The sequence below is a fragment of the Flindersiella endophytica genome (genome assembly GCF_054779015.1).
This window is the reverse complement of sequence record NZ_BAAGYY010000009.1, coordinates 266,914-293,907: the sequence shown is the minus strand read 5'-3', so window position 1 is coordinate 293,907 and position 26,994 is coordinate 266,914. Positions and strand designations below refer to the sequence as shown.

The window sequence follows — 26,994 nt, the reverse complement described above, 5'->3', positions numbered from 1 at the left end:
TCGGTGTTGGCTCGGTACTGCATAGATCGTCTAGGCGGCGGGCCGCTGTACGCCCGGGCGCCAGCTGCGGGCGCGGCCGCGGCGGTAGACGGTCGCGAAGGCCAGGGTCGCCAGCGCGAGTCCGGCGGCGATGCCGAACGCGAGCAACGCGAGGTCGCGGACCCGGGTGTCGGCCGCGGCCTGCTTCGGGAGGTCGGGGATGACCTGGCCGCCCGGAACGGTCGGACGCGGGTCGACGTTGCTCGGAACGATCTTGGTGATCGCGGCCACCGGATCGATCATTCCGTAGCCCATCTGCGGGTCGGGGACGTCGATGCCCGGCCGGATCGCGGTCAGCTCCAGGCGCCTGCGGATCTGAGCCGGAGTGAGGTCGGGGAACTGGACCTTCATCAACGCCACCACGCCGCTGACGAACGGTGCGGCGAAGCTGGTGCCCGTCTCGCCGGCACCCTGGTCGTTGCCGTTGCCGAAGAAGGACTCGGCCGTGTGCACACCCACACCGGGAGCTGCGATCGTGGCGTTGGAGGCCTTGCCGCTCTCCGGCATCATGGCGCCGTTCTCATCGATCGCGCCGACGGAGATGACGTTGGGGAACTGCGCGGCGTACTTCGCGGGATAGGCGACGGAGTCGCCGTGGTTTCCGGCCGCGGCGACGATGACGATTCCCTTGTCGTACGCCGCTTTCACCGCGGCCCGGATCGAGGGCCAGTCCTGGGTCGTCTCCAGCGAGACGTTGATGATGTCGACGCCCTGGTCGACGGCGAACTGCATGCCCTTGCCGATCGCCTCGCTGTCGACCCTGTCGTCCTTCTTGTCCTTGACGCGGATCGGCATGATCGTGGCCTCGGGCGCGACGCCGACGAACGGGACCTTGATCGGCTTGCCGGCGTCGTCCTTGCAGGCCACGCAGGACTGGGCGGCGATGATGCTGGCCACGCCCGTGCCGTGACCGTCGCAGTCGTTCCGCTCGCTGAGTCCTGGAGAGTTGGTGAAGTCGGCACCTGGCACGACCCTCATGTCCTTCAGCTGCGGATGGACGGGGTAGTTCGCGTTGGTGCTCTGCCTCTCGTCGAGCTGGAGTCCGCTGTCGACCACGGCGACCGTGATGTTCTGGCCCTTGTTGCCGAACATGGACCAGACGTCCTTGAACCGGGTCTGCTCCTGCTCCCACGGCACCTTGCTGCTCGCGGCCCTCGCCTCCACCTCGCAGTCCTGCAACTCGAGACGCAGCTGCGCAGGCCCGCGGGCCGGAGTGGCAGAGGCCGCCGGCCCGGCGGCGAGTATGGGCAGCATGATCGCGGCGGCCGCCGTCGCGGCTCCGATGTGGCGTGCTCGCACAAGTCTCCCCTGTCGCCTCACGGATAGTGAGACTACCTTCGTCACCCTGGTGTTCGCTGGGCCCGTGTCCGCCCGTTCGCGCCCATCGGGCCTACCGAGCGAGATTCATCAGATCCGCACTGGACATCGGACGTTTCGTTGCATTGGATGCGGTCTATACAGGATGTTGGCAACAGAGTACGTTGGGCGTCCTGTCCCGGTCACAAACAAGGGGTTTTCGGGGTCTCCGGTCCGGGAAGCTATGCCTCATGCTCGTACAGCGGCTCGATGGGCCAGATGGGGTACGGCTGGCGCGGAGGCCTGAGGAGAAGGCGTGACAGTGGCTGCGATCGAGGGGTCGGCTCCCGCTATCGCCCTCGCGCTGCCGTTCGAAGTGGCGAGCGTGTGGCACGCCCGGCGGCGGCTTGCGATGGATCTGCGTACGGTCGGTGTGCCCGAAGACCGCATCGAGGATGCGGTCCTGATTCTTTCGGAGTTGTTCGGCAACGCCCTGCGGCATGCCCGCCCGCTGCCGCCCGGGATGGTCCGGGTCGCGTGGTCGTTCCTGCCGGGCGCCGTCGAGATCTCCGTCACCGATGGTGGCGGTCCGACTCACCCTAGGGTGCTCAACCTGCCCGTGTCCGCGCTCGGCGGCCGTGGGCTGGCGATCGTCTCCGACCTGTCCGCGACGTGGGGCGTTCGTCGCGAGGGTCGTGGCACCACGGTTTACGCCGTGCTTTCCCTGCGCTGACCCTCCGCGGTCCGCCCGGTACGCTCTCGCGCGAAGACATCATGCGATAGCGAGGTCGACCATGGGCAAGAAGTCGCGCCGTCAGCCGGCAGGCCGGCCGGCAACGATCGATGCCGGCGAGGTCGCCGTCGTCGGACCACGCGAGCCGTGTCCCTGCGGATCCGGCAAGCGCTACAAGCAGTGCCACGGCATGGCCGCCCACCGGGCACGCCCGATGCCGCCGGCCCGCCCGTTCGAAGGCCTGGCGGGCGAGTGCGACTGGGTGGCGCTGCGTTCGTTCGTTCCGGTGGCGACGTCCCCGCTGAAGCTGTCCGGTGACCACGCCGGCCGCGACGTGCTGCTGGCGACGATCCTTCCGCTCGCGATGCCCGCGCTGGTACGCCAGTCCGGCACCGTCTGGCTCGGCACCCAGGTGCAGGACCCGGGCTCCGGAGACCCGAGCCGCGACCTGGGCGCGACGCTCGCCGCCGCGCTGGAGCTCGAGCCGGGCCAGGCCGTCGAGGTCGTGCCTCAGACCTCTGACGGCTCGCCCCGGCTGCAGGACCTGGTCGAGACCAGCGTCGCGCCGCAGGTGACCGTCCAGTCCGACGTGAGCTTCTGGGTCGACGAGGCAGACGCCGACGACCCGGACGTCAACGCCTCACTCGAGCGGGTCAACGCCGCGATCGATCCGACCGAACGCCTGACCATGGTCGAGGCGGCCTACTGGGTCGACTCCGGCAGCAAGCGCCACCTGCGCTGGGTGTTGCCGCACGAGGAGGAGCGACTGCTCGACGGCCTCGCCCGCCTGCACGCGGCCGGCGCCAGCGCGGTCGCCGAGGGCAGCAAGCTGATCGGATCCTACCGCGCGTTCGGGCTGGGCATCCCGGTGTGGGAGCTCGCGCCCGAGACCACGGCCGAGGCACTCGAGGAGCCCGCCGCCGAGTTGGCCCAGCGACTGGCCGAGGCGGTCGCCGAGACCAGCCCGCTCACGGTCGAGCAGCGCCACGCCCGCGACGGCCTGCTGAGCCGCCAGATCACGATCCGGTAGGACCGGATACCCATGGCCGCGCGGGTCGCGGTGGTGATCCCGGCCCGCGACGAGGCGGACCGGGTGGCCGCGACCGTTCGCGCGGCCGCGGAGCTCGGGCCGGTGGACCTCGTCGTGGTCGTCGACGACGGCTCGTCGGACGCGACCGCCGACATCGCGCTCGAAGCCGGTGCGGTGGTGGTCTCGCATCCCCGTTCCCGCGGCAAGGCGGCCGCCCTCGAGACCGGCGCTCGTACGGTGACGGAGTCCGACCCGGTCGAGCCGCGTCCGCTGTTGTTCCTGGACGCCGACCTCGGCGAGACGGCCGCGAACGCCGGACCGCTGATCGAGCCGGTGCTCGCCGGCGAGGCCGACATGACGATCGCGACGCTGCCTGTGCAGGCCGGTGCCGGCGGTCACGGCTTCGTCGTCCGGCTCGCGCGGGACGGCATCGAACGCGCCTGTGGGCAACGGATGGCGCAGCCGTTGTCGGGCCAGCGTTGCCTGACCCGCAAGGCGTTCGAGGCCGGGCTGCCGCTCGCGACGGGCTTCGGTATCGAGACCGGACTCACGATCGACCTGGTACGCAAGGGCTTCCGGGTCGCCGAGGTGCCGGCCGACTTCCGCCACCGGGCGACCGGCAACGACGTGCGCGGCTACCTTCACCGCGGCAAGCAGTGGTTGCACGTCGCCGCGGCGCTGCGCCGGCGCGGCGCGTTTCCCACGTGAGTACGGCGTGACCACGCGAAGCCGGGCTCTGCTGTGCCTGGGGGCGTCCACCGCGCTGATCGTGCTGACCGGCCTGCTCGGTCCGTCGGCGGTGGTGCTCACGCTGCCACAGCGCCGGCCGTGGCTGCCGCCGTACTGGCTCGACGTCCACCCCTCACCCTGGCTCGTCGTCGCGCTCGTCCTGCTGGCGCTCGCGATCGGTGGGTACGGCGTCCACCTCGGCTTGTGCGCGCTTGCCGCGGGCTGGCGGCCGCGCCCGTCCCGGCTCGCCGGCTTCGGGGTGCTGCTGGTCGCGGCCGTCGCGCTGGTACCGCCGATGGGCTCCGGCGACGTGCTGATGTACGCGGCGTACGGCCGGATCGCCGAGCTCGGCGGCGACCCCTACGTCACCTCGCCACAGTCTGCTGTCCACGTCACAGGCCCGGACCCGGTGATCGGCGCGACCGAGCCGCCCTGGCAGCACATCACGTCGGTGTACGGCCCGATCACCACCTGGCTGCAGCAGGCGGCCGCCTGGCTCGGCCACGGCTCGACGCACGCGACCGTGTGGTGGCTGCACCTGCTGAACGCGCTCGCGTTCGCCGCGACCGGACTGCTCGTCGCCCGGCTCGCCAACCATGACGAGAGCCGTGACAAGAGCCGCGGCGAGAGCGGCGGCACTCAGCGGGCGCTGCTGCTCGTCCTGGCCAACCCTCTACTGATCTGGACGGTCGTCGCCGGCTCACACAACGACGCGCAGGCGGTGTTGTTCGCGGTGGCCGCGTTCGTCGTCGTACGCAGGACCGCGTTCGGCTCCGGCCTGCTGCTCGGCGTCGCGGGTGCGATGAAGCTGTCGATGGGCCTGTACGGCCTGGCGCTGCTGTGGGCGCTGCGGCGCTCTCCACGCCGGCTGGCAGCGCTGTGCGCGGGCTCGGCGATCGTTCTCACCGGTGCGTACGCCGTCGCCTCACGCCACGCGATCGGCGGGCTCGGGGGCCTGTCGGGGTACATCGCGCCGCACTCGCCGTGGAAGCTGCTGTTCAGTCCGCTCCACCTGTTCGTGGTCCCGGAGCCGGTCGCGCGCCGGATCGTCACCGTGGCCGCGCTGGCGACGATCGTCGTGGTCGCCGTTCTGCTCGCCCGGGCCCTGCCGTCGCCTGCAACGACCGGACCGGAGATCGACGACCCGACGCCGGCTGCCGTCCGTACCGCGGCCATCCTCAGCCTCGCCTGGCTGTTCTGCTGGCCGTACACATTGCCGTGGTACGACCTGATCGCCTGGGTGCCGCTCGCGGCGCTCGGTGCCGGCGGCCTCGACCGCCTGCTGCTGGCCCGCACGCTGATCGTCGCCGCGGCATACGTTCCCGGCCGCGTGGTCGAACTGCCCGCCGGGCTGGCGCTGATCACCGCCCGGCTACGCGACACCGTGGCGGTGGCGGCCGAGATCGCGTTGTTCGCCCTCCTGGCTCGTTGGTGTCTTCGGCACCGTCGGCGACAATGGACACATGAACCGTGAGCGGCCCGTCCTGCTTTTCGACGGCGACTGTGCGTTCTGCACTCGCACCGCGGACCTGATCAAGGAACACATCCCGACCAGCGGGACCGTCGAGCCCTGGCAGTTCGCCGATCTTGCCGAGCTCGGCACCACCCGCGAGCAGGCCGAGCACGAGGTGGTCTGGGTCGGCCGGGATGGCGGCGTTCGTGGCGGCGCACAAGCGGTCGCGGCGTTGCTGATCGACGCGGGCTCGTGGTGGGCGGTGCTGGGCTGGACGCTCCGGATCCCGCCGATCCGCTGGCTGGCGTACGTGGGATACCGGCTGGTCGCGGCAAATCGGCACCGGCTTCCGGGCGGCACACCGGCGTGCGCCCTGCCATCGGCTCGTTCCCTGTCAAGAGGAGACGGAGATTCGTAGGGTCGAACGAGGGCATCTATATATGTCCGGGTCGGCCCGCGGGTTCGCATCCTGGCCAGGTGTGGACTGAAAGGAACCTTTCTCCCGTGCAAGGTCGTCTTAATCGCGGGGTTGGACGGTGCTGTCCAATCTCATGAGCACCACAATGCGGAATTTATCTGCTACGGAACGCGATTCGACGTAACCACGTCTCTATACGCGGAAAGTGGCATATATGGGCGATTCGTCCGATAAGTCCAACGCGAGGAGTGGTGGTGCCGATGAGGGTCGTGGATCTGGAGTCGCAGTGGGGGACGTCAACACAGAATGACCGGCTCGGCCGGTGGCGGCAACTGGCCGGCGACACGGCTACGAGCTGGACAGATGTCCTGCTGATCGCACTCAACGTGTATGGCTTGCGGACGCCGATGGGCGCCCGGGTCCGGCTCTACGTCAGCGTGCCTGGTGATGTCGAGGAACGCCTGGTCGTCGTCCCGTCCGGCCAGGACGCCTCACCTTTCGAGGTTGTCGGGGACAACCTCGTCGTCGACAACCGTACGGTCGCGGTGATCCGCCGGTCCGCCGCCGATGACGCCGTCTCTGGCTATCTGCGCTGCTGGGACGGCACCGCCTGGCGAGCCGCGACGCTCAACCCCAACTCCCGCAGCCGGTGCACGGGGTGTGCGTTCTGCCCGACGACGCTGGAGGCGGCCGTCGACCCGCGGTTACGCCTCGACGACGAGCTCTCCCAGTTGCTGGCCGGCCTGACGGCCGAGCTGCCCGCAGGCAGCTCGCTGTCCGACCTGACCGACATCACGGTCTCGACCGGTTGTTTCCACACCGAGTCGGCGGCGCTCGAGCACATCGAGACGTTACGGCGAGTGCTGGACGCGCACGACGTACCCGCGCGGATCGGCTTCCTGACCTCGGTGCTGCGCTCCGACGACGCGTTCGCCCGGCTGGCGAAGCGGTCGGCGCCGTTCCTGCTGTTCCTGACCGCGGAGTGCGCATCGCGGCGCAACGTTCTGCTGAAGGCGTCCAAGGCGAGCCTTCGGCCCAGTCAGATGCCCGACCTGCTGGCCCGCGCCAAGGCCGCCGGGCTCGACACCTCGTTCACCTACATCGTCGGCCTGGACCCGTTCGACGAGATGATCGCGTTCCTGTCGGAGCTGCTGCCCCACACGACGGTCTTCCCCTCGATCCAGATCTACCAGGCGCACACCCCGCTCATGAACGTGCTGCGCTCGCCGGACGCCGACAACGTCGAGTACTACCTGCAGGCTCGCGCGCACATCGAGCGGCTCACCGCCGCGCGCGGACTGGTGCCCGAACGCTGGCGCTGCTACCGGTCCCTGTGGTACTCCACCTACGCCGGGGCCCCGCTGACCGGCCCCAGCATGTGAGAAAGCGGTTCGAGCCAACGGCGATGCCAGAAGAACAGCCCGAAGATTTCGAGGTGGTCGTCCGAGCCCGGCGATTCGACAACGGCACTGGAGCTGATGTCGTACCCGCCTATGTCCTGTCCGACCGGATCAGCGGTCACGACAGCTATCGGCCGGCCCAACTGCTTCGGCCTCCGCACCCGCCCGTTCAGGTCCGGGTGATGACGCTGGACGACATCACGATCGTCTATCCGCTGGAGGCGGGCGTGATCCTGCCCGACGAGTGGGACGGCACGCTGCGGCTGGCGTCCAAGGCCCGCGGCGTGCGGATGCCGGCCGACCTGGCCGCGGCACTCGCGGCGGCAGGCGTCGACGTCGACGGGCTGGATCCGGCCCAGCGGCGGCACCTGATCGGCTTCGTGGCGGAGGCGCGGCCGGGCCCTACCAGGGAGGCGCGGATCGCGGCTGCCGTACAGAGCGTGCTGCCCTAGACAGGGTCACAGCGAGCGCGGTGAGCGGCAGCGCGACCGCGAACACGACCGCAGGCACGATCAGCCCGGAGTCGTTCATCGCGAAGCCGACGACGCCGAGTACGAGCACGGCGTGCACCGTGGGGCGCAGCGTTGGCAAGGCCTCGTACGCATCTGACAGGCCGTTCGCCTTGAAGCGTCGAGGCCTGAGCGCGACGGCGGCGGCCAGCCCGAGGACCACGATCGCGAGCCAGGCCAGTGGTCCGCCGGTGGTGACCGTTCCGATGCTCATCTCGGCCTTGCGTACGACCACGGGCAGCGCGTCGCCGTCGATCACCTGCTGGACGAAGCCGCCCAGGTGCGTACGGCTCTCGGGCGGCCGGAGCCAGTCGGCGACGGCGAGCAGCGTGACGGCTGCGACTGCGGCGAGCGCGGTGAGCAGCACTCGCTTCGGTGTGAGCCGGAGGCCGGCGACGCCGGCGGTGAGCACGACGACCGCGGGGACGGCGGCCAGGATGCCACCGAAGTCGGCGCCCCAGTCGGGCCAGCCGTCGACCAGCACCGCCGCCGCTCCGATCGCCAGGGCGGCTGGCCAGGCGCGTCGTCCGGCCTGCTGGAGCTGGGCCGCGACGCCGCCGGCGAGGAACAGCGCGCTGGTCAGGAAGATCGAGAACGCGACGTTGCCGAAGCCGAAGAACCGGCCGCCCACCACGGGCAGGTCTCCGGGCGTCATCAGGTTGCCGGTCTGGTGTCTCGAGCCGGTGATCACGTCGGCGGCGAGGACGACGGTGGTGACGCCGGCGAGCACGGTCGGCGCGAGCCAAGGGAAGCGCCGCCTGGTGAGGTAGGCAGTCAGCCAGGCGGCTGCCGCGAGCACCGCGGTGGAGGTCAGCAGGGCGATCCACAGCGTCACCGCCGGGTGCTGGGCGGTCGGCCAGGGCACCAGATCGGCGAGGAACGCCGAGACCGGTACGGCGCCGGCGAGCAGGGCGGCGATCGCTGCCGGACGGCTGCGCCTGGCCAGGATCGCGATGCCGTAGGCCAGCAGCTGGATCACCGCCAGGCCGGCGAACAGCCACATCGACTGCTGGCGGACGACGCGCTCGGCGGTGTCGAAGCCGTTCAGCTGCGCGATGGCGTCGTCCAGGTTGCCTGGGCGCTCGCCGACTGTACGCCAGGGGCTGCCGACGAACTGGTGGCCTGTGCGGATGCCCAGCAGGCTGGTCAGGGTCGGCGTGAGGTCGGTGAGCTGGGCCAGGCCGGGCTGCCGGGTGGAGGAGGAGCCGAGCCAGCCGCGTGCGAAGCCGGGGCCGGCGGCCAGGCCGAGCCGGAGCGAGGTCGTGGTGGCGTCCGGCTCGTCGGACAGCCCGGTGACGAGCACGGTGGAGTTGGCGCCGGCCGCGGCCGCGAGCTCGGCCAGCCGGCGGTCGGCGGCGCGGACCGCTGCTCGGCGCTGGTCGCGGTTCAGCGGGAGCGCGCCGAGGTCGGCGACCGTCAGCCGGCAGGCGGCCTGCCGGCTCGCACCGGTGACCGCGAGCTCGGCGCCCTTTCCCGTCACGGTCGCGCAGACGCCGGTGGCCCGAAGCGCCTCGCCGAGCAGGCCGATCCGCGTCTGGTAGCCGGCCTTGCGCTGCTCGGCGGCGAGCTCCGCCCACGACTTCGAACCTGCCCTGCAGCCCGCGGTCGCACGCTGGCCGGCCGACAGCGTGAGCCAGGCGTCGTCGGGACAGGTAACGTCGCCGGCGGTACGGACGCTGAGCGTGCCGATGGCACCGCGCCCGGCCAGCGCGTACAGCGTGGGTGTGTCCGACCGGTTGACATCGGACCAGCGCAACCCGCCGATGCCGGCGAGCACGACGCGCTCGGCTCCGGCCGCCCGGACCGCTGGCGCGGCGACGGCCAGTGCGAGCGTTGCCAGGAGCGCGGCGAGCAGCAGCCGACCGGGTTTCACCGGCCAAGCGTATGGGCTGCCGGCCGAGGATCAGCCGGATAACGGTCAAGCCCGCGAGTCCGGCAGCAGCCGCGGTTCGGCCCGCGTGGATCGTGCGCGCACCTTGGCTCAGGATCGGCTGAGCGGCAGTGGAGATCGGCAGAGAGCTGCTCTGCTGCCTTCGTGCCCCCTCCGCGCGTTCAGCTCAGGATCAGCTGGACCGCAGTGAAGGCCGCAAGGCCCGCGCAGACCAGGCCGCCGATCGTCTGGACCAGGCTGAGGCGTACCCGCTTGAGGATCGTGCGCCCCGCCAGCGCGGCCACGCCGGAGACCAGCAGCAGGCCGGCCACCGAGCCGATGAACACCTCGACCGGTGCGCCGAAGCGCGCGGCCATACCGGCGCTCAGCAGCTGCGAGAGGTCACCCCACTCGGCAGCGAACAGGACGAGGAAGCTGGTGCCGACCGCTCGCCAGCCGCCCACCGGCCCGTCCGTCATCTTCTTCTCGAACTCGTGCTCCTGCTCGGCCTCGTTCTGGTCGGCGCGCCGCGCACTGCGCAGGAGCAGGATGGCGCCGACTGCGAACAGCAGCATCGACGCGATGTGGACGTACGTCTCCGGCAGCGCCGAGATCAGTCCACCGGCGATGACCGCGACCAGGCTCTGGATCACGAACGCCAGCCCGACTCCGAGCCAGACCGGTGCGGCGCGGAAGCGGGTAGCCAGCACCAGCGTCGCAACGAACGTCTTGTCCGGCAACTCCACCGGAACGATCAGCGCGAACGCGGTCAGGCCGACTCCGAGATCCACGTCAACCCATTATTCAAGCAGTTGCGCAAATGAACAAGTGGTTGAGTGTTGTGACCACAATCACGCCCGCCGGGACAGAGTTGGTGTGGATCGGACAGAATCGATGCGTGGACCCGGCGGAAACCGCGGCAGGCTCGGGATCGGCACCGGTGGCTGACGGCACCGGCGCCGACAGTGGTGCCGGCCCGGCCGAGCTGACCGCCCCGCAGCTACGCGCGGCGGCCGAGACGTTCGACATGCTCTCGGCGCCGACGCGCCTCCACCTCGTGTGGCTGCTGGCGCGCAACGAACACGACGTGGGTTCGCTGGCCGAGCTGACCGGAGCCAGCGTGGCCGCGGTGAGCCAGCACCTGGCCAAGCTCCGCCTGACCGGCCTGGTGGCCGCCCGCCGCGAGGGCCGGCGCCAGATCTACGCCGTCGAAGACCCGCACGTCCTCACGCTCGTCGACCAGGTCTTCCAGCACATCGCCCCGGACGGTTCGCTGGCGCCCGATCCACCGGAGCCTCGCCACCCGGCACGGTAAGGCTGTCGCGTCTTTCTGGTCCGGCGTACAACTTGCCAACCGGCGGATGAGTCTTACGGGTATGAATCCGAAGTCGAGACTTGTCCGGTTGCTGGGGTTGATGGCCGGCATCTGTGGCGTGGCGGGACTTCTCCTCGCCGGCCCGGCGAACGCCTCCGCGCCCGTCGAGAGAACGAGCACGTCCGGCTACTGCCGTACGACGATCCCGCCCGAGCAGACCGTGGCCCTGTGCGGCCGAAACACCCACGCGAAGTGGGTGATCGGGATCGACGCCAACGGCTGGGAGTCGGCCTACTTCTCGCACCCGGAGGAGGGGAACGGCGAGGGGTGGTCGGGTACGTTCCTGACGCCTGAGCCAGGCGACATCGGCGTCAGCCGGTACGACGGCTTCTACGGCCAGTTCGTCGCCGGCACCGTGCGCCCCGGCGTCGTCTTCGCCGTGGTCGTCACCGACGCCGGCAAGCGAATCCCGCTGCCCGTGGGGCCGGACGTACGACCCGATCACTTCCGCTACGCCGGTACATGGATCGAAGCTCCCGACCGGGCCCATGAGCTGATCGGCTACGACAGGACGGGCGAGGAAGTCGCCCGGCACGTCATCGATCTCTAGTTCGGCAGAGGAGGTACGTCCGAGCCGCCGGCCGGTGTTGGAAGCCACCCGGCTCGGACATACCTCTCATAGTGGCGGAGCTGCCGATCAGGTATGGCCTGGTTCGTACCACTGCTGCAAGTCTCAGCCCACAACCGCAAGAAGACGGCAGTCAGCTGCAAGCCTCTTCAGTCCAACTGAAGCAACTTGCCGGAAAGCGTTCACCCAATCGCTCGGTGTGACCCTTCACACTCTGAAGTCATGGCTTCCGCTCCTACCGTCGAAGCCATGTCGACGACGACCGAGCCCACGCTCGCTACACCCGCCGCCTACACAACTCCTGCCGCCGCCCCTGCGCACCTCAGCCATGCCGACCTGCGTGCCTGGGTCGACGAGGCCGTCGCCCTGTGCCAGCCCGACCGCGTCCACTGGTGTGACGGGTCCGAGGCCGAATGGGTCGAGCTCACCGACCAGCTCGTCGCCCAGGGCACCCTGGTCCGGCTCAACCCCGGTAAGAAGCGGAACTCCTTCTGGGCGCGCACCGACCCGTCCGACGTCGCCCGCGTCGAGGAGCGCACGTTCATCTGCTCCGAGCGCGAGGAGGACGCCGGCCCCACCAACAACTGGGTCGCTCCGGCGGAGATGAAGCGCGAGCTGCGCGGCCGCTTCGAGGGCAGCATGCGCGGGCGCACGATGTACGTCGTCCCGTTCTGCATGGGTCCGCTCGACGCGCCCGAGCCGTTGTTCGGCGTCGAGATCACCGACTCGGCGTACGTCGCCATCTCCATGCGCATCATGACGCGGATGGGCCAGACCGTGCTCGACGCGATGGGCACGAGCGCACCGTTCGTTCGTTGCCTGCACTCGGTCGGCGCTCCGCTGGAGCCGGGCGAGCACGACGTCACCTGGCCCTGCAACGACACCAAGTACATCTCGCACTTCCCGGAGACCAGGGAGATCTGGTCGTACGGCTCCGGGTACGGCGGCAACTCCCTGCTGGGCAAGAAGTGCTACGCCCTGCGCATCGCCAGCACCATCGCGCGAGAGGAGGGCTGGCTGGCCGAGCACATGCTGATCCTCAAGCTCACCTCGCCGAAGAACGAGGTCCACTACATCGCGGCGGCGTTCCCGAGCGCCTGCGGCAAGACGAACTTGGCGATGCTCGAGCCGACGCTCAAGGGCTGGAAGGTCGAGACGCTCGGCGATGACATCGCGTGGATGCGCTTCGGTGCCGACGGCCGCCTGTACGCCGTCAACCCGGAGTACGGCTTCTTCGGTGTCGCACCCGGCACGGGCTGGAAGACCAACCCCAACGCGATGCGCACGATCGAGCGCGGCAACGCGCTGTTCACCAACGTCGCGCTGACCGACGACGGTGATGTGTGGTGGGAGGGGTACTCCCACGAGCCGCCCGCCCACCTCACCGACTGGCACGGCAGGGACTGGACGCCCGACACCGGCGAGCTGTCCAGCCACCCCAACAGCCGGTTCTGCATGCCGATCAGGCAGTGCCCGATCCTCGCGCCGGAGTACGACGACCCGGTTGGCGTACCCCTGTCCGCCATCATCTTCGGCGGCCGGCGCGCGACGACCGTCCCGCTGGTCACCCAGGCCCGCGACTGGGCGCACGGCGTCTTCATGGGTGCCACGCTCTCGTCCGAGACGACCGCGGCCGCTGTCGGCAAGGTCGGCGTCGTGCGCCGCGACCCGATGGCGATGCTGCCGTTCCTCGGCTACAACGGCGGCGACTACTTCGCGCACTGGCTGCACGTGGGCAAGCAGCACGACCCGCGCATGCTGCCGCAGGTCTTCTACGTGAACTGGTTCCGGCGCGGCGACGACGGCTCGTTCCTGTGGCCCGGCTTCGGCGAGAACAGCCGGGTGCTCTCCTGGATCGTCGACCGCCTGGAGGGCCGGGGCGACGCTCGGACGACGCCGATCGGTTACGTGCCGACGCCCGAGTCGCTCGACGTCTCCGGCCTCGACCTGTCCCGCGGCGACCTCGAAGCGTTGCTGAACGTCGACGCCGAGGAGTGGCGCGCCGAGCTGCCCGAGATCACCGAGTGGTTCGAGAAGTTCGGCCAAGCGATGCCGGCCGGCCTGTGGGCCGAGCTCGACGTTCTGCGGCACCAGCTCGACTGACGAGGCCGGGACTGCTCCTACAGCATCCCTGACAGAATTGGGTCCTGTCCGAACTTCGGGCAGGACCCATCTCTGCGTTTGGGGGTGCCATGGGTGCCATGCTCCGGTTCGTCCCGATCATCTTCGCGGTCGCCGTGATCGTGACCTCGATCCTGCTCGCCATCACTTCGTGGCGGCAGGCCGCCCAACTGCGCCGGGAGCGGGCTGACCTTCGCGAGCTGCTCGCCAGGGTGAAGGACATCGCCTGGGACCAGCGCGAGCTCGACCCCAGCCTGAGCACGATCATCATCGACGAGATCCGCACCTACGAGAAGAAGGAACTTGGCAAATGAAGAGAGCAGTCGCAGCCCTGGCTGCTGTCGCCGCGGTGGGTTTGGTTGCCGGGTGTACGGGGGTCAGCACGAATCCTGACGAAGTAGGGCTGACCTACAACGCGGGGCCCGTCTCGGACACGCAGTTCGACGTCTGCGTCAACCCTGGAAACCGTGAGTGGGACGGCCCGGGCGACATGCACTACACCTACCCGTTCGGCCAGCGTACGTACGTCTTCGCCGGTGAAGGCTCGGAGTCGAACCCGATCAGCGTCGTCACCAAGGACAACGTCACGATGACCGTGTCGGGTGTGGCCACGTTCGCGCTCAACACCGACTGCAAGACGCTGAAACAGTTCCACGAGCGGATCGGCATCAAGTACCGCGCGTGGATGGAAAGCGGCGAGACCGGCGACGGCTGGCTGAAGATGCTCAACACCTACCTCAAGCAGCCGCTCGACAAGGCGATGGACGCGGTGTCGAAGCAGTACGGCTACAAGCAGCTCTACTCCGACCCGAAGGTCAAGGAGGAGTGGGAGTCCAAGGTCGCCGAGCTCGCGACGCAGTTCATCAAGGACCAGGCCGGCGCCGACTTCTTCTGCCAGCCGTCGTACGCGGGCACCGGCAAGTGCGGGCAGCCGTCGCTGACGCTGCAGGCGCCGGTTCCGCCGGAGAACATCCGCGCGGCGCTGACCGCCGAGCAGGAGGCAGTCGCCCAGAACGAGGCGCAGAAGCAGAAGAACGCGCGGGTGCGCACCGAGCTGGAGTCGATCAAGGCGCTCGTCGACGTGCTCGGGCCGGACGCGTACGTCCTCTACCAGGCCATCCAGGACGGCAAGGTGACGGTCGTTCCGGTCCCGAACGGCACCGGAATCAACGTGAACCCGCCGGCCAAGAACCAATAGGCCGCGACAGCACTGGACAGGACGCCGGTCCGCGTTCACGATGCAGGCATGACTGCGACCACGATTCGGACACTGCGGCGGTTGCTCGGAGTCCTGGTCATGCTGGCCGGTTTGCTCACGCAAGGGGCGCCCGCGATCGCCGCAGGTGCCCCTTCGCGCGCCGGCCTGCTTTCCGACGACGGCGCGCGGGTCGTGAGCGAGGAATGGCTGTCCGACCGGATGGTCGACCTCACGATCGACTCGCCCGCGCTGGACGCGGAGAGCAAGGTGCGCCTGCTGGTTCCGCCGGGCTGGTCGGCCGGTTCGCACAAGCAGTGGCCGGTGCTCTATCTGCTGCACGGCTGCTGCGGCGACTACACCAGCTGGACCGCGCTCACCGACGTCGAGGAGCTGACCGCGCGTACGGGCGTGCTGGTCGTGATGCCGGAGGCCGGCAACACCGGGTGGTACTCCAACTGGTGGAACGGCGGCAGGTACGGCCCGCCCGCGTGGGAGACGTTCCACCTGACGGAGGTACGGCAGCTGCTGGAGCGCGGCTACGGAGCCGGGCACCGGCGTGCGGTCGCGGGCCTGTCGATGGGCGGCTTCGGCACGCTTTCGTACGCGGCACGGCATCCGGGGATGTTCCGGTCCGCGGCGGCATACAGCGGTGTGGTCGACACCCGGCTGGGTGCCGATCTGGTGCAGGGGATCCTCGCCGCGTACGGTTTCGATCCGCTAGCGCTGTGGGGCGACCCGGAGGAGCAGGCCCGGATCTGGGCCGCGCACAACCCGGCGGACCTGGCGCGGCGGCTGCGCGGCATACCGGTGTACGTCTCGTGCGGCGACGGCCGGCCCGGTCCGTTCGACGACCCCGCGCGACCGGTGGACACGCTCGAACAGGCGCTGCTCGCCGAGAACGAGTCGTTCATCGCGAATGCGCGGGCCGCGCACGTCCGGCTGACAACGAACCTGTACGGGCCCGGCACGCACAGCTGGCCGTACTGGCAGCGCGAGCTGCACGCGTCGTTCCCGATGCTGATGCGCTCAATCCACGCGCGGGAAGGCTGACGCGGTGTGGAAGTAGGCCGCCCGGCCGTCGCTGGTGTCGCCGGCGAACGCGTAGGGGACGTGTACTCCGCGCAGCGTCTCGGTGGTCGTGAAGCGGTCGCCGCCCAGCCAGGCCAGGCGGAACGGCCCACCCGTCGCGCTTCTCACCAGTAGCTGACCGGAGTCTTCGCAGGTCTCGATCTCGAACCAACCACGAAGCGCTTCGTACCGTCCGGTGTACCGCTCGGGGGCGGGCAGTGGCGCCGGCTCGGGCGGCGGGCCCGGCGGCATTGGCACGCGGACGTCGGTCAGCTCGCCGAAGATCTCGTCGAACAGCCTGAGGAACAAGGCGTGGGCGCTGCCGCCGTGCGACAACCCGGCGATCGCGACCTGGTGCGCGGGAGCGGTCTGCAGGTTCGACTCCTGGCCGGGGCCACCGCCGCCATGTCCCGGCACCGGACCGCCGGGCCAGTCCGACAGCTTCCAGCCGAGTCCCTGGTGGCCGCTGCGGAAGCGGACGCGCGGCAGCTCGACCTGCGGTTCGCGCATCGTCCGGACGCTCGTCTCGGAGAGGATCCGGGTGCCGTCGGGTGTGACTCCGCCGCGCAGGTGCATGTGGGCGAAGCGGGCCAGGTCGCCGGCGGACACCGAGAGCGTGGTGCCGCTGGGGGCGTTCCAGTCCGGCCGGGTGTCGAACCGTTCCAGCCCGAGCGGTTCGGCCAGCCGTTCGCGCAGAACCTCGTTGTAGGGCTGACCTCTGAGCACCTCGACGACCCGGCCGAGGACGACGTAGCCGGTGCCGTAGGAGTAGAGCGCGCCGGGCGGGAACAGCTGAGGCACGGTCGGCAGGACCTCCTCGACGTACCACCGGATGGCGTCGTCGCTCGCAGGCCCTTCCGGCGAGGGGTCGTCGAAGCCGGCCGTGTGGGCGAGCAGGTGCCGGATCGTGATCCGTTCGCCGGCGGCCTGGTCGGCGACCCGGAACCGGGGGAGGTACGTGCGGACGGGCGCGTCGAGCTCGACCAGGCCGTCGTCGACGAGCTGCATGACGAGCGTCGCCGTCCAGACCTTGGTGATCGAGCAGAGCATGAACACCGCGTCCGGGTCGGTGGTGGACTCGACCAGCTCGTCGCCGGCCGAGACCGCGATCGCCATCGCGGGCACGTCGTACTCGGGCAGCAGCTTGGGCAGCTGGCCGTCCAGCCGAGCCTTGATCTCGTCCAGCCGGTTCATCAGCTCATCCTGGGTCGCACTCTGCCGCCGCCGAAGAAGAAGGCCGCCTTCCCGTTGCCGTCGTCTCCGACGAACGCGAACGTGTCGTGCCCGTTCTCACCGATCGTGATGAACGTTTCTCCGCTCAGGCGGACGATCTGGTGCCGCTCGGGCTCGGACCTCTGGAGCATGTCCGCGAGCTCGTTCTGCAACCGGATCACCCGCCACAGGTCGCCGTTCGCGTCGGCCTCGACGTCGACCCGGACCACCCGTGTCTCGTACCGGCCGACGTACCTCCGCGGATCGACGGGCTCTGGGTGCTCGGACGGCTCGGACTCGCCGGGCACCTCGATCCCGGCCAGCTCCTGGAACACGTGCCCGACGACGGACCGGAACAGCTTGCCGGTCTCGCCGCCGTTGGAGAGCAGGACAACCGCGACGCCGTGCTCCGGGGCGATGCGCAGGTTGGCATTCTGCCCGATCGTCCCGCCGTCGTGGCCGATCACCAGACCGCCCGGCCAGTCCTCGAGTACCCAGCCCAGGCCCTGGCGAGTGGCGGCACCGCCCGTCGGTGGCAGGTCGACCTGTGGCACCCGCATGGCCATCCTGCTCTCGCTGGCGAGCACCGCGCCGCTGCCGTTCAGATGACTGCGGGCGAAGCCGAGCAGGTCTCCCGCCGTCATCGACAGCATCGACCCGGCGGGCTGTCCGGCGAAACCAGACGCCCACTTCCTAGCCGGCTCCCACTCGCCGTTGGAGCGTAGGTGCCCGACCGCCGCCCGGTGCAGGATCGCGTCGTCGGCTCTCGGCGAGACGGTCCGCAGGCCGAGCGGCTCGGCCAGCCGTTCGAGCAGGACTTCGTGGTAGGGCTGACCTCTGAGTACCTCGATCAAGCGGCCCAGGATCGTGAACCCTGCGTTGCAGTAGGAGAACATCTCGCCGGGCGAGAACAGCTGCGGCACCTCGGGCAGGACTTCGGTCACGAACCGTTCGATCGCGTCGTCGCCGCGGCAGATCTCCACGAAGACGTCGCCTTCGACTCCGCTGGTGTGGCTGAGGCAGTGTCGTGGAGTGATGGTCGTGCTCGCCTTCTCGTCGGCGACGCGGAAGCCGGGCAGGTACTCGCGTACGGGCGTGTCCAGGTCGAGCAGGCCCTCGTCGACGAGTTGCATGACGAGGGTTGCCGTCCAGACCTTCGTGACCGAGCCGATCTGGAAGACCGAGTCGGTGGTGGCCTCGACGCCGGTACGCAGGTTGAGCACACCTGTGGCCCGTTCGAGCACGTCGTCACCGGCGAGGACGGCGACCGTCGCTCCCGGAACATCCGCCGCCGCGGCCAGCTCGGCGAGCTCGTCGTCCAGCCAGCGTGCTACGGCGTCAAGGCTTCCCATCGCGTCCCCTTCAGCTCACCCGCGGAATCGCCCTCCCGGTGTGGAGGAACTTCGCGCGGCCGGATTCATCTTCGCCAACGAACGTATAGAGCGGATAGGTCCCTTCGCGGGTTTCGGTCGCGACGAACGACTCGCCATCCAGGCGCACCAGGCCGATCCGGTCGGGCGGCGAGTCGAGCGCCTCGGCCAGATCGCCTTGCGGCGTGCTGGTGAGCTGGAGGCCCGCGCCGTCGGCCTCGATGTCGAGCCGGGCGCTTCCGACCTCGTACGTTCCGGTGTAGCGCTCGGGGTTGTCCAGCGGCTCCGGCGCGGCAGGCGGCTGCGCCACCGGAGGCACCTCGACGTCGGTCAGCTCGCCGAGCAGGTGGGTGAACACCTCGGTGTAGAGCGGGATGGTGTGGCCGCCGTTGGTAAGCAACGCGATCGCGACGCCGCGTTCCGGCACGAAGCGGAGGAACGCGGACTGCCCGATCGTTCCGCCGTCGTGACCGATCACGGCGCTGCCCGGCCAGTCGTAGAGCGCCCAGCCGAGACCCCAGCCACGCGCGCGGATGCCGACCGCCGGCACCTCGGCGTGCCGTTGCCGCATCTCCGCGACGCTCGCCTCCGACAGCAGTCGCGTGCCGTCGGGCGCGAGGCCGCCCGAGAGGTGCAGTTGGGCGAGCGCGAGGACGTTGCGGGCCGACATCGACAGCAGCGCTCCGGCCGGCGCGGTCGAGTCGCACAGCGCCCACACCTTGGCCGGCTCCAACTCGGCGTCCGGCGACGGACGGGTGTGGCCGGTGGCCGCGCGGTACAGGATCGCCTCGGTCGCACTGGTCGCCGCGCGGTCCAGGCCGAGCGGATCAAGCAGGCCCTCCCGCAGCGCCTGCGCCCACGGCATCTGGCGCAGCACCTCGACGATCCGGCCGAGCGCGACGAAGCCCGCGTTGTTGTAGGAGTAGAGCTCACCGGGCCGTACGTGCTGGGGGATGCCCGGCATGACCTCGTCGACGTACTTCTCGATCGCATCCTCGCCGGTCGTGGTCGGCGTGAAGACGTCGCCCTCGAAGCCGGAGAGGTGGCAGAGCAGCCGGCGTACGGTGACGGTCGCGCTGACCTCCTCGTCGGCGACGCGGAAGCCCGGGAGGTACGTGCGTACGGGCTGGTCGAGGTCGAGCTTGCCCTCGTCGACGAGCCGCATCGCGAGCGTCGTGTGTCAGACCTTGGTGATCGAACCGATCTGGAACACCGAGTCGGTCGTGACGTCGACGCCCGTACGCATGCTCAGCGTTCCGGCTGCCGCTTCGTCGATCCGTTCGTTGTGTAGGACGGCAATCGCGGCGCCCGGGACTTCGTGCTTGGCGACGAGTTCGGCGAAGTTGTGGTTCAGCCATTGCGCGATCGGGCTCATGTGTTCCTTTCCTGGGCTCGCACGCGGGCGAACCCGGTCAACAGGTAACCGGCGAAACCAAGGACGAGAGCGACCAGCACGCCGAGGTTGGCGTACGTCCAGGGGCCGTCCAGCTTCGGGCCGAGCCCGAGCGGCTCGAGCAGGAAACCCTGCCAGGCAAGGGCCTTGGCGTAGGTGTTGACGACCAGGCCCCAGCCCGCGACGGTCGCGACGACCATCGTGCCGACCGCGGCCCAGCCGAACGCGCCGTACCTCCCGCTCGACTCGTACAGATCCGCTTGTGCGTAAGGCTGTTTGCGTAGCAAGAGGTCGGCGACGAAGATGCCGCACCAGGCCGCGATCGGGACACCCAGCGTGATGAGGAAGCCCTGCAGTGGGCCGATCACGTCGCTGGCGAAGAACACCAGCCAGATCGTGCCGATGACCATCAGCACACCGTCGATCAGCGCGGCCTTCCATCGTTTGATGCGCAGGCCGAGCGTGAGCAGCGTGAGGCCCGAGGAGTAGATGTCGAGCACCGCGCCGGAGACCAGGCCGAAGACGGCGACGAGCGCGAACGGGACGAGGTACCACGTCGGCAGCACCGTGGTGAGCGCACCGATCGGGTCGGTCGCGATGGCGTCGTTGAGCTTGGGGTCGGCCGCGGCGAGCGCGACGCCGAAGCCGATCAGGATGACCGGGGCGATCGCGCCGCCGAACGTCGTCCAGCCGACGACGCCCTTGGAGGAGACACTGCGCGGGAGATAGCGGGAGTAGTCGGCGCCGGCGTTCACCCAGCCGAGACCGAGCGCGGTGGCGGCGAGGATGAGCGCGCCGAACAGGGCCGTGGGCTCGTTGGAGGGCGCGGCCGCGGCGGCTTGTGCCGGCTCGCTCAACCGTCCGATCGACAACGCGATGTAGCCGACGGTCAGCACCGCCAGGCCGATCGTCAGCCAGGTCTGCAACCGCATGATCGCCTCGAACCCGAGGCAGCCCGCGACGATGATCACCGCCGCGACCACCAGGAACGCGACGATCTTCGTCGGCGTGCCATCCGCCCAGCCGAGCCGTCCGAAAACGGTCACGGTCGCCAGCGTGGCCAGCGTCACGAGCACGGTCTCCCAGCCGACGAGCAGGAGGTAGGAGGCGGCGCTCGGCAGTGCGTTGCCGCGTACGCCGAAAGCGGCCCTGGACAGCACCATCGTGGGCGCGGACCCGCGCTTGCCGGCCAGGCTCACCAAGCCGACGAGCAGGAACGACAGCACGGTGCCGAGCAGTCCAGCCACGATCGCCTGCGGAACGCCGATGCCGAAGCCCAGCAGGAACGAGCCGTAGCTGATCGCGAGTACGGAGATGTTCGCGGCGCACCAGGGCCAGAAGAGGTCGCGAGCGCCGCCCTTGCGTTCGTCCTCGGCGATGACGTTGATGCCGTTCTGCTCGACCTGGAGGGCCGAACCGGCCGAGCCGGCAGTTGATGACATGTCAGGAAGTTTCCCACGCTCAGGGCCGGTCAAGGTGCTCCCGAACAAACTCGGCACGGGAGGACGGGGGACGCTCCGCGGTGTGCGCCGAGAGGAAGGCGTGCAGTCCGTCCGACATGGCCGCGGGCTGCTCGTGCCACGGCGAGTGCCCGGCGCCCGGGATGGCGGCGAGGGTCGCGTGCGGGATGAGGTCGATCAGCCTGCGGACGTTGGCCAGCGGGCGTGGGTCCTGCTCGCCGTGCATGATCAGCGTCGGCGCGGTCACGTTCGGCGCGTGCGCGATCAGGTCGGGGCGGGCGGTCCAGAGCTGCCGGTTGGCGCGCCAGTTGATCTCGTACGGAACAGACGCCGCTGCTCGCGCCCACGCCTCGGCCTTCGTACGGTCGGCGTACTCGGGGAGCCAGCACAGCGTGCGAAACTCCACCTCCTCGTCCCGGCTTCGCTCGTTCTGCCGCCCCAGCTGGTCGCGGCGTTCGAGCTGCTCGGGCGACAGGCGCTCGGCCGTTACGGCCTGGCTGGGCTCCCGCCACTCGTTGCCCGGTCCGACGCCGTCGCAGTGGATGACGGCCTGCACGTGCTCTGGACAGGTCCAGGCGTAGGCGAGGACGAGCGTCGCTCCCCACGAGTGACCGAAGACCGTCCAGCGGTCGTAGCCCCAGTGTCGACGCAGGGCGTCGAGGTCGGCGAGTGCTCTCTCGATCCTGAAGTCGTCGGGCCCGGTCGAACGGGCGCATCCCCGCTGGTCGAACCGGTGGACGCGGTAGGTCGAGTCCAGCATCTCGGCGACCGGGCCGAGGTCGTCCCAGAGTCCCGGGCCGCCGTGACACAGCACGACCGGAGGCCCGTCGACGGGTCCGGAGCTCATCGTCCAGAGCCGGGCGCCGTCGTCGACGGTCACCGCGTTCTCGCTGATCTCGCGCACCGGCACAGGCTACGCTCGGCCCGTGCCGCGTCGCCTGGGCATTTTCGCGTGGACGTACTGGAAGGGATCCGTCGATGGACGCGGTTTCGCTTGGACGCCAAGTGGTCGAGGCCCTGGAACGTAGCTATCGCGCGGCGGAGGAGAGCGGAGGCCGGCCCGAGCGCGGGTTCGGGCGCGTGCCCGAGCCCACCGACGTCGATGCGCGCGCGGCCGAGCTGGCGGCAGCGGAGCTCGTTTCGTTGGGTCTCGTACCAGGCCCTGCCACCGGCTGGGCGGACTGGCTGCGCATCTCGTGGTTTCCTTACCTGCGGCAGTTCCCGGGCATCGACCGCCGGATCGACCGGGGCTGGGAAGTCAGGGATGGGCTCGCCCGCTTCGCCGTCGACGGCGATCAGGGGCGCGCGTTCGTCACCGTGCGGTTCGACTCCGGCTGGAGGCTTGCCGGCCTGGTGGAGGGCAGGCAGGAGAAGGAGGACGGCGAGCCGCCGACGAGCGTCACGATCGCCTGCCCGCCCGAGCGGATGATGGAGCTCAAGGCCTTCTACAAGAGCCTGGTCAACAACGACTTCCCCTGCCGCGAAGCCGGCGATCCGTACGTGCCGCCGCGGTGGCCCGATCCCGCGTATCCGCAGCAGGTGCACCTGGACATCCTCGTCGCCGACCTCGACGCGGGCGAAGCGATCGTGTTGGGCAACGGCGGAAGCAAGCTGCAGGACAGGGGCACGTACCGCACGTACGCCGACCCGCTCGGGCACCCGCTCTGTCTCTACGCCGACCCTTTGCGCGGCTTGTCGGCCGAGCCAGGCGGTGCGCCGGGAGTGCTGGCGCGCATCGTCCTCGACTGTGCCGACCCGCGGGAGCTGGCCATCTTCTACGGCGACTTCCTGCGAATGACGGAACGCGTCGAAGACTCAGCCGATCGCGTCGTGATCGCGCGCGACGCCTCGACGTACCCGATGCTCGCCTTCCAGCGCGTCGCCGACTACCGGCCGCCGCGCTGGCCGGACCCGGCGTACCCGGCCCAGATGCACTTCGACCTGCTGTTCGACGACCGCGCCGCCGCCGAGCGCCGCGCCACCAACCTGGGCGCGACCTGGCTCCGTCCCCACAACGAGGAGCAGTTCGGCCACGTCTACGCCGATCCGGCCGGTCACCCGTTCTGCCTCCTCGAAGTCGGCGACTGATCGGGGGAGAAAGCTAGGCTCCTGCGGGTGACTGACAATTCGTTCGCGCCGGCGCACGCTGAGAATGTGAAGTCGTTCGACGTGCGGCCGGTCGGTGAAGACCAATGGGGCATCGTGGGCTGGCTGTGGCAGTGCTTCCGCCACGACCTCGCACTGGTCGTCTCGGGCCTCCCGTACGCCGACGGTCGCTACCAGACAGGGACGTTGGCGGGATTTCCTTCGCACGACGGGATTGGCTACCTCGCGTGGCGGCCGCATCCGAAGACGGGTGAGGATGCCCCAATCGGGTTCGCCTTGGTGGACGGCCTGACGAGCGAACGACGATCGCTGGCCGCGCTGTGGGTCGCTCCCGTCGTCCGCCGGGACGGCGTGGGCATGCAGCTGTCGCTTGACGTCATCGCCCGGCATCCCGGTGCCTGGTCGGTTGCTTTCCAGCACGAGAACCACCAGGCCGGCACGTTCTGGCGCCGCGTCGCCGACGCCGCGTTCGGCGCTGGGCGCTGGCGCGAGGACGTCCGCGAGGTGCCTGGACGCCCTGACGTACCGCCAGATCACTGGATCGAGACGACCTAGGCCAACGGTGACGCCGCGTCAGTGATGCCCGGGTGCGAGCAGCGCCGGCGGCGGGTCGGCCAGCGCGGCGGCGGCCTCGCTGCCGGGCAGATCCACCAGGGCGTCGCAGGTCGGTGCGGCACATTCGCAGTCGAACGTGCGGACGGCCTCGCCGGCACCAGGCGGCACCGGTCGACGCGCAGTCATGGAGTGGGTGAGGGCGACCTCGTTGGCGTAGCGCAACAAATCCTGCCGCTCGACCCGGCTTCGTGCCGTCGGCCCGGCCGCGATGAGCTCGGCGAAGTGCCTCTCAACCGCGGCGATCGTCTGCCCCACACTCTGACCATCGACGACGATCGTGGCCGCGTCGGGTGCGGCGTCGAGTTGGCTCCGGATCAACTGCCAGCCCCAGAGATATCCATGGTGTACGCCCTTCGGATGGCGCTTCTCGAGCCGGGCGCGCTGTTCCTCCTGCGAGGGCATCAGCCACACCGCGTGGCCGGCGGGCCTGGCCAGCTCGGGACTGACGAAAGCGCCCTCGACCACCACCAGCGGCCAGGGCATCGCCAGCAGATCCTCGCGAATCATAGGCCCGCGGTCGAAGTCGCCGGGGCCATCGCTCGGCAACGCTATCCCGGCCGCCTCGGCCCGGTCCCAGTACTGCCAGGTGTGGTCATCGACGCTGTACCAACGCAAGCCGTGCCGCCTCGCCAGCAGGCGACTCACCGTCGTCTTGCCGGCAGCAGCGGGCCCGCCGATCCAAAGCACGTTCGACAGCTCTCCCACACGCCCTCCTAAGCACGGTCAGTCGCTTGTGTCTGCTTGTCCTTCTCTGCCGTGTATTCACGCCAGAAGGGTGGCGATCCGTTCCCCGAACTCAGGGCCTGCTGGAGGATTGGAGGCCTTTCGCGCCCAACCCGCGTCCAGCAGGGCGTGAGCCTGGGCCCACCGAATCACCCGCTCACGGTCGAGTTCGGCAGCATCGGCGAAGATCGCCAGCCAGCGGTGGAGTACGGCACAAAGCTCGTCGACGGACAGCCGGCGCTGATAGCCGCCGACCACCACGCTGATCGCACCGTTGGCCGGGTCCCCGGCAACCCCCTTGGGATCGATGGCCAACCAAGGCTCGCGGGTCGCCCGTACGACGTTCTTGTAGTGCAGGTCCCCGTGGACGAGCGTGTCCGGCTGTTCATGACCGAGTTCCCGGATCGTGCCGATCGCCACGTCGAGGACCCTGCGGGGCACCTGGCCATTCGACAACCTTGCCGCAGCGCGGAGCTCGCGTTCCTGCGCATCCGCGCGTTCGGTCAGCCGTGGAACGCCCTGTGGGGACGGAACCGCGAGCCGCCGAGTGAGCCGACCGCATACGGCCGCGGCCTCGTCCGCATCGTCGAGATCGACCAGCGTGCTGTGCTCAACCTGCTCGAGGAGCATGGCGAATCGAGCATCGTCGCGCTCGAACAGCAACACCGCTCCGCGCCCCGACCACGCGGCAAACGTCGTCGGCTCGTGGACGTTGCCCGGGTGCGGGAAGGAGATCTTCAGTACCGCAGGAGATCGGTCCCGGCGTCGTACGGGAACAACGATCCCGACTCGGCCATGCATCACCCGTCCGGCTGGGATGCAGCCCCAACGATCAAGGAGCTCCTCGACCAGCCCGGGAAGCGCTGCGATCCATCGCTCACCAGCCAGACCTTCACGAGCAATGGTTTCGCGGGCAAAGCCGTCAGGCACTTCGATCATCCGTCGCAGCCTAGACACCCCCGGCGTGAGCACACCGCCGAACGTCTGGTGTCTACGTGATCTGTTCAGTCAGCAGGGCCTCGCCGGATCGGCTGTAGAACGTCATGGTCATCGCGTGCGTATCAACGGTCCACCTTTCGACCCCACTGGCGGCCAGGCCCTTGGACATCTCGACGTAGCTCGTCTCGCCGCGGTTGTGGCGGCTCAGGTGGTCGAGGAATGCGTCCCGGTCGCTGGCCGAGGCGACGGACAGCAGGTCGTGCGCGGGCTGCGAGCTGACGCGGTGGCCGTCCTCGCCGACGTACTCGGAGTGTCCGTCGGATATGTAGGAGTCGTAGCGCACGACTCCGAGCCCCGCGAGCGCCCGGACGTAATCGGCCAGCGTCTCCGCACGGCCGAAGCGTGCGTGCAGCGCCTCGATCTGCTCGATAGCGAACACACAGGCGATGCTAAGGCAGGCTGTACTTCGCAGCTCTACGTGACCTGCTGACTAGCGGAACGCCTCAGCTACAGCTTGTACCTCCGCCTGTCGTTTCCGCCAGAAGTCGGTGTCGGCGGATTCATCCGAACCGATCCGACCGTCGATCAGCTCGCGCACGATATCGGCTTGCCCGCCGTGGGCGGAGGTCTCGCTGACCATCCGGATCAACAACGCACCCAATGTCGTCTCCCGGTTGCCCCAGTGCGCCACCCGCCCAGGGCTGTCCAGGGTCAGCTCCCCGATGGTCACATCAGCGTGAGCGCACGCCTTGTGGTAGACAGAGGCGATGTACTCGCTCGACTCATCCGGAGTCGCCCACATGTCGATCTCGGTGTAGGGATCGTCGCGCCACCAACTCGGCCGTTCTGCGGGAGGTCGGCCAAAGCACTCACCGAGGTAGCCGTACTCCTCGCCTGCCAGGTGCTTCACCAAACCAAGCAAGTTCGTTCCGGTCGGCGTCAACGGCCGACGCCGGTCGTACTCTGTCAGCCCGTCGAGTTTGGCCAACATCCCTGACCGGCTACCACGTAGGCATGCCCATAGCTCAGCCTTGAGATCAACCATGACTTGTGCGCCTCACCATTCCTTGACTGGTGGCTTGTCTATCCATTCGTCCTAGCCCAGCCGAACGCTGGCGAGCTCAGGCGAATGAGACGGTAAACGCCGGGCCGCATCCATGATCGGAGCTGGCCCGGCGTTGGTCTGCACTGGTCATGCAGGTCGGTGCGGAGGCGGCGGGATTTGAACCCGCGAGAGGGTTTGAGACCTCAACCCGCTTAGCAGGACGGCAAGCTCCTGTTCGGGAGCGTATAGGCACGTCCGTTGAGCGTAGCGACGGGCGTATCAGATGATCGACGGACGGTGGTGAACGACGGTGAATGCAACTGC

Annotated in this window: 26 protein-coding genes and 1 pseudogene; 15 read left to right on the top strand and 12 right to left on the bottom strand. The window is 69.4% G+C overall.

Annotated features, from left to right (window positions below):
- Positions 1–30 precede the first annotated feature (30 nt).
- Positions 31–1,338: a type VII secretion-associated serine protease mycosin gene (locus ACYVF6_RS06730; protein ID WP_460517200.1), complete on the bottom strand. Its 1,308-nt coding sequence runs from the start codon at positions 1,336–1,338 to the stop codon at positions 31–33.
- A gap of 313 nt (positions 1,339–1,651) precedes the next feature.
- Here ACYVF6_RS06730 and ACYVF6_RS06725 point away from each other — a divergent pair, with 313 nt between their 5' ends.
- The 7 genes from ACYVF6_RS06725 to ACYVF6_RS06695 all read left to right on the top strand — a co-directional run bounded on the left by ACYVF6_RS06725 (position 1,652) and on the right by ACYVF6_RS06695 (position 7,550).
- Positions 1,652–2,068 (top strand): ATP-binding protein, encoded by a 417-nt coding sequence (locus ACYVF6_RS06725; RefSeq protein WP_460517197.1) that lies wholly within the window; start codon positions 1,652–1,654, stop codon positions 2,066–2,068.
- 61 nt (positions 2,069–2,129) lie between these two features.
- Positions 2,130–3,098: a DUF5926 family protein gene (locus tag ACYVF6_RS06720; protein WP_460517194.1), complete on the top strand. Its 969-nt coding sequence runs from the start codon at positions 2,130–2,132 to the stop codon at positions 3,096–3,098.
- Between the two features lie 12 nt (positions 3,099–3,110).
- A complete protein-coding gene (locus tag ACYVF6_RS06715; protein ID WP_460517191.1) occupies positions 3,111–3,806 on the top strand; it encodes a glycosyltransferase family 2 protein in 696 nt (231 codons plus the stop codon).
- A 7-nt stretch (positions 3,807–3,813) separates the two neighbouring features.
- Positions 3,814–5,301 carry a glycosyltransferase 87 family protein gene (locus ACYVF6_RS06710; RefSeq protein WP_460517188.1) on the top strand — a complete coding sequence of 496 codons (1,488 nt, stop codon included), beginning with the start codon at positions 3,814–3,816 and terminating at the stop codon, positions 5,299–5,301.
- Positions 5,291–5,698: a thiol-disulfide oxidoreductase DCC family protein gene (locus tag ACYVF6_RS06705; protein WP_460517185.1), complete on the top strand. Its 408-nt coding sequence runs from the start codon at positions 5,291–5,293 to the stop codon at positions 5,696–5,698. Before ACYVF6_RS06710 ends, ACYVF6_RS06705 begins: the two co-directional genes overlap by 11 nt.
- 260 nt (positions 5,699–5,958) lie before the next feature.
- Entirely contained in the window at positions 5,959–7,080 is a 1,122-nt protein-coding gene (locus ACYVF6_RS06700; RefSeq protein ID WP_460517182.1) for a hypothetical protein, read from the top strand.
- A 23-nt stretch (positions 7,081–7,103) separates the two neighbouring features.
- Positions 7,104–7,550, top strand: a complete 447-nt coding sequence (locus tag ACYVF6_RS06695; RefSeq protein WP_460517180.1) for a hypothetical protein — start codon at positions 7,104–7,106, stop codon at positions 7,548–7,550.
- Here ACYVF6_RS06695 and ACYVF6_RS06690 read toward each other — a convergent pair.
- On the bottom strand, positions 7,501–9,480 hold the full coding sequence (locus tag ACYVF6_RS06690) for a hypothetical protein (protein ID WP_460517177.1): 1,980 nt from the start codon (positions 9,478–9,480) through the stop codon (positions 7,501–7,503). The two genes, ACYVF6_RS06695 and ACYVF6_RS06690, sit on opposite strands and share 50 nt — an antisense overlap.
- A 179-nt stretch (positions 9,481–9,659) precedes the next feature.
- On the bottom strand, positions 9,660–10,268 hold the full coding sequence (locus ACYVF6_RS06685; RefSeq protein WP_460517174.1) for a TMEM165/GDT1 family protein: 609 nt from the start codon (positions 10,266–10,268) through the stop codon (positions 9,660–9,662).
- 107 nt (positions 10,269–10,375) lie between these two features.
- Here ACYVF6_RS06685 and ACYVF6_RS06680 point away from each other — a divergent pair, with 107 nt between their 5' ends.
- The 6 genes from ACYVF6_RS06680 to ACYVF6_RS06655 all read left to right on the top strand — a co-directional run bounded on the left by ACYVF6_RS06680 (position 10,376) and on the right by ACYVF6_RS06655 (position 15,789).
- Positions 10,376–10,792, top strand: coding sequence for an ArsR/SmtB family transcription factor (locus ACYVF6_RS06680; RefSeq protein WP_460517171.1), 417 nt, complete (start codon positions 10,376–10,378; stop codon positions 10,790–10,792).
- A 61-nt stretch (positions 10,793–10,853) separates the two neighbouring features.
- Positions 10,854–11,402 (top strand): hypothetical protein, encoded by a 549-nt coding sequence (locus tag ACYVF6_RS06675; RefSeq protein ID WP_460517168.1) that lies wholly within the window; start codon positions 10,854–10,856, stop codon positions 11,400–11,402.
- 267 nt (positions 11,403–11,669) lie between these two features.
- The gene (locus ACYVF6_RS06670) at positions 11,670–13,523 is read left to right on the top strand and encodes a phosphoenolpyruvate carboxykinase (GTP) (protein ID WP_460517165.1); all 1,854 of its coding nucleotides are present in this window, start codon (positions 11,670–11,672) and stop codon (positions 13,521–13,523) included.
- A 98-nt stretch (positions 13,524–13,621) separates the two neighbouring features.
- On the top strand, positions 13,622–13,855 hold the full coding sequence (locus tag ACYVF6_RS06665; protein WP_460517162.1) for a hypothetical protein: 234 nt from the start codon (positions 13,622–13,624) through the stop codon (positions 13,853–13,855).
- Complete coding sequence (locus ACYVF6_RS06660; protein WP_460517159.1) at positions 13,852–14,739, top strand: SPFH domain-containing protein; 888 nt, start codon at positions 13,852–13,854, stop codon at positions 14,737–14,739. The genes ACYVF6_RS06665 and ACYVF6_RS06660 overlap by 4 nt, the downstream gene beginning before the upstream one ends.
- A gap of 48 nt (positions 14,740–14,787) precedes the next feature.
- Entirely contained in the window at positions 14,788–15,789 is a 1,002-nt protein-coding gene (locus tag ACYVF6_RS06655; protein ID WP_460517156.1) for an alpha/beta hydrolase, read from the top strand.
- Here ACYVF6_RS06655 and ACYVF6_RS06650 read toward each other — a convergent pair.
- From ACYVF6_RS06650 to ACYVF6_RS06630, 5 genes and pseudogenes are all read right to left on the bottom strand, one after another.
- Positions 15,766–17,001 (bottom strand): serine hydrolase domain-containing protein, encoded by a 1,236-nt coding sequence (locus ACYVF6_RS06650; protein ID WP_460517154.1) that lies wholly within the window; start codon positions 16,999–17,001, stop codon positions 15,766–15,768. The genes ACYVF6_RS06655 and ACYVF6_RS06650 overlap by 24 nt on opposite strands.
- Positions 17,001–18,371, bottom strand: coding sequence for a serine hydrolase domain-containing protein (locus ACYVF6_RS06645; protein ID WP_460517151.1), 1,371 nt, complete (start codon positions 18,369–18,371; stop codon positions 17,001–17,003). Before ACYVF6_RS06645 ends, ACYVF6_RS06650 begins: the two co-directional genes overlap by 1 nt.
- Positions 18,372–18,381: 10 nt before the next feature.
- Positions 18,382–19,764 (bottom strand): annotated as a pseudogene (locus ACYVF6_RS06640) (serine hydrolase domain-containing protein).
- Positions 19,761–21,224 (bottom strand): purine-cytosine permease family protein, encoded by a 1,464-nt coding sequence (locus tag ACYVF6_RS06635; protein ID WP_460517148.1) that lies wholly within the window; start codon positions 21,222–21,224, stop codon positions 19,761–19,763. The pseudogene ACYVF6_RS06640 and the gene ACYVF6_RS06635 overlap by 4 nt, the downstream one beginning before the upstream one ends.
- A gap of 19 nt (positions 21,225–21,243) precedes the next feature.
- On the bottom strand, positions 21,244–22,146 hold the full coding sequence (locus ACYVF6_RS06630) for an alpha/beta fold hydrolase (RefSeq protein WP_460517145.1): 903 nt from the start codon (positions 22,144–22,146) through the stop codon (positions 21,244–21,246).
- A gap of 74 nt (positions 22,147–22,220) precedes the next feature.
- Here ACYVF6_RS06630 and ACYVF6_RS06625 point away from each other — a divergent pair, with 74 nt between their 5' ends.
- Together ACYVF6_RS06625 and ACYVF6_RS06620 are read left to right on the top strand one after the other, a co-directional pair.
- Positions 22,221–23,330: a VOC family protein gene (locus ACYVF6_RS06625; protein WP_460517142.1), complete on the top strand. Its 1,110-nt coding sequence runs from the start codon at positions 22,221–22,223 to the stop codon at positions 23,328–23,330.
- A 27-nt stretch (positions 23,331–23,357) separates the two neighbouring features.
- On the top strand, positions 23,358–23,903 hold the full coding sequence (locus ACYVF6_RS06620) for a GNAT family N-acetyltransferase (RefSeq protein WP_460517139.1): 546 nt from the start codon (positions 23,358–23,360) through the stop codon (positions 23,901–23,903).
- Between the two features lie 18 nt (positions 23,904–23,921).
- Here the strand turns inward: ACYVF6_RS06620 and ACYVF6_RS06615 are convergent, their stop codons facing one another.
- From ACYVF6_RS06615 to ACYVF6_RS06600, 4 genes are read right to left on the bottom strand one after another with little or no spacing between them, the layout of a single operon-like run.
- Entirely contained in the window at positions 23,922–24,668 is a 747-nt protein-coding gene (locus ACYVF6_RS06615) for a P-loop nucleotide/nucleoside kinase family protein (RefSeq protein ID WP_460517135.1), read from the bottom strand.
- Positions 24,669–24,725: 57 nt separating this feature from the next.
- Positions 24,726–25,625 carry an aminoglycoside phosphotransferase family protein gene (locus tag ACYVF6_RS06610; RefSeq protein WP_460517132.1) on the bottom strand — a complete coding sequence of 300 codons (900 nt, stop codon included), beginning with the start codon at positions 25,623–25,625 and terminating at the stop codon, positions 24,726–24,728.
- A 52-nt stretch (positions 25,626–25,677) separates the two neighbouring features.
- Positions 25,678–26,064 carry a DUF1398 domain-containing protein gene (locus ACYVF6_RS06605; protein ID WP_460517128.1) on the bottom strand — a complete coding sequence of 129 codons (387 nt, stop codon included), beginning with the start codon at positions 26,062–26,064 and terminating at the stop codon, positions 25,678–25,680.
- Between the two features lie 51 nt (positions 26,065–26,115).
- Positions 26,116–26,670 (bottom strand): DinB family protein, encoded by a 555-nt coding sequence (locus tag ACYVF6_RS06600; RefSeq protein ID WP_460517125.1) that lies wholly within the window; start codon positions 26,668–26,670, stop codon positions 26,116–26,118.
- Positions 26,671–26,994 lie beyond the last annotated feature (324 nt).

Coding starts and splice junctions, on each gene's coding strand:
- ACYVF6_RS06705 (WP_460517185.1), top strand. CDS start 5,291: ATGAACCGTGAGCGGCCCGTCCTGCTTTTCGACGGCGACTGTGCGTTC.
- ACYVF6_RS06650 (WP_460517154.1), bottom strand. CDS start 17,001: ATGAACCGGCTGGACGAGATCAAGGCTCGGCTGGACGGCCAGCTGCCC.
- ACYVF6_RS06600 (WP_460517125.1), bottom strand. CDS start 26,670: ATGGTTGATCTCAAGGCTGAGCTATGGGCATGCCTACGTGGTAGCCGG.
- ACYVF6_RS06610 (WP_460517132.1), bottom strand. CDS start 25,625: ATGATCGAAGTGCCTGACGGCTTTGCCCGCGAAACCATTGCTCGTGAA.
- ACYVF6_RS06660 (WP_460517159.1), top strand. CDS start 13,852: ATGAAGAGAGCAGTCGCAGCCCTGGCTGCTGTCGCCGCGGTGGGTTTG.
- ACYVF6_RS06670 (WP_460517165.1), top strand. CDS start 11,670: ATGTCGACGACGACCGAGCCCACGCTCGCTACACCCGCCGCCTACACA.
- ACYVF6_RS06665 (WP_460517162.1), top strand. CDS start 13,622: ATGCTCCGGTTCGTCCCGATCATCTTCGCGGTCGCCGTGATCGTGACC.
- ACYVF6_RS06645 (WP_460517151.1), bottom strand. CDS start 18,371: ATGGGAAGCCTTGACGCCGTAGCACGCTGGCTGGACGACGAGCTCGCC.
- ACYVF6_RS06675 (WP_460517168.1), top strand. CDS start 10,854: ATGAATCCGAAGTCGAGACTTGTCCGGTTGCTGGGGTTGATGGCCGGC.
- ACYVF6_RS06700 (WP_460517182.1), top strand. CDS start 5,959: ATGAGGGTCGTGGATCTGGAGTCGCAGTGGGGGACGTCAACACAGAAT.
- ACYVF6_RS06635 (WP_460517148.1), bottom strand. CDS start 21,224: ATGTCATCAACTGCCGGCTCGGCCGGTTCGGCCCTCCAGGTCGAGCAG.
- ACYVF6_RS06655 (WP_460517156.1), top strand. CDS start 14,788: ATGACTGCGACCACGATTCGGACACTGCGGCGGTTGCTCGGAGTCCTG.
- ACYVF6_RS06625 (WP_460517142.1), top strand. CDS start 22,221: ATGGACGCGGTTTCGCTTGGACGCCAAGTGGTCGAGGCCCTGGAACGT.
- ACYVF6_RS06715 (WP_460517191.1), top strand. CDS start 3,111: ATGGCCGCGCGGGTCGCGGTGGTGATCCCGGCCCGCGACGAGGCGGAC.
- ACYVF6_RS06695 (WP_460517180.1), top strand. CDS start 7,104: ATGCCAGAAGAACAGCCCGAAGATTTCGAGGTGGTCGTCCGAGCCCGG.
- ACYVF6_RS06720 (WP_460517194.1), top strand. CDS start 2,130: ATGGGCAAGAAGTCGCGCCGTCAGCCGGCAGGCCGGCCGGCAACGATC.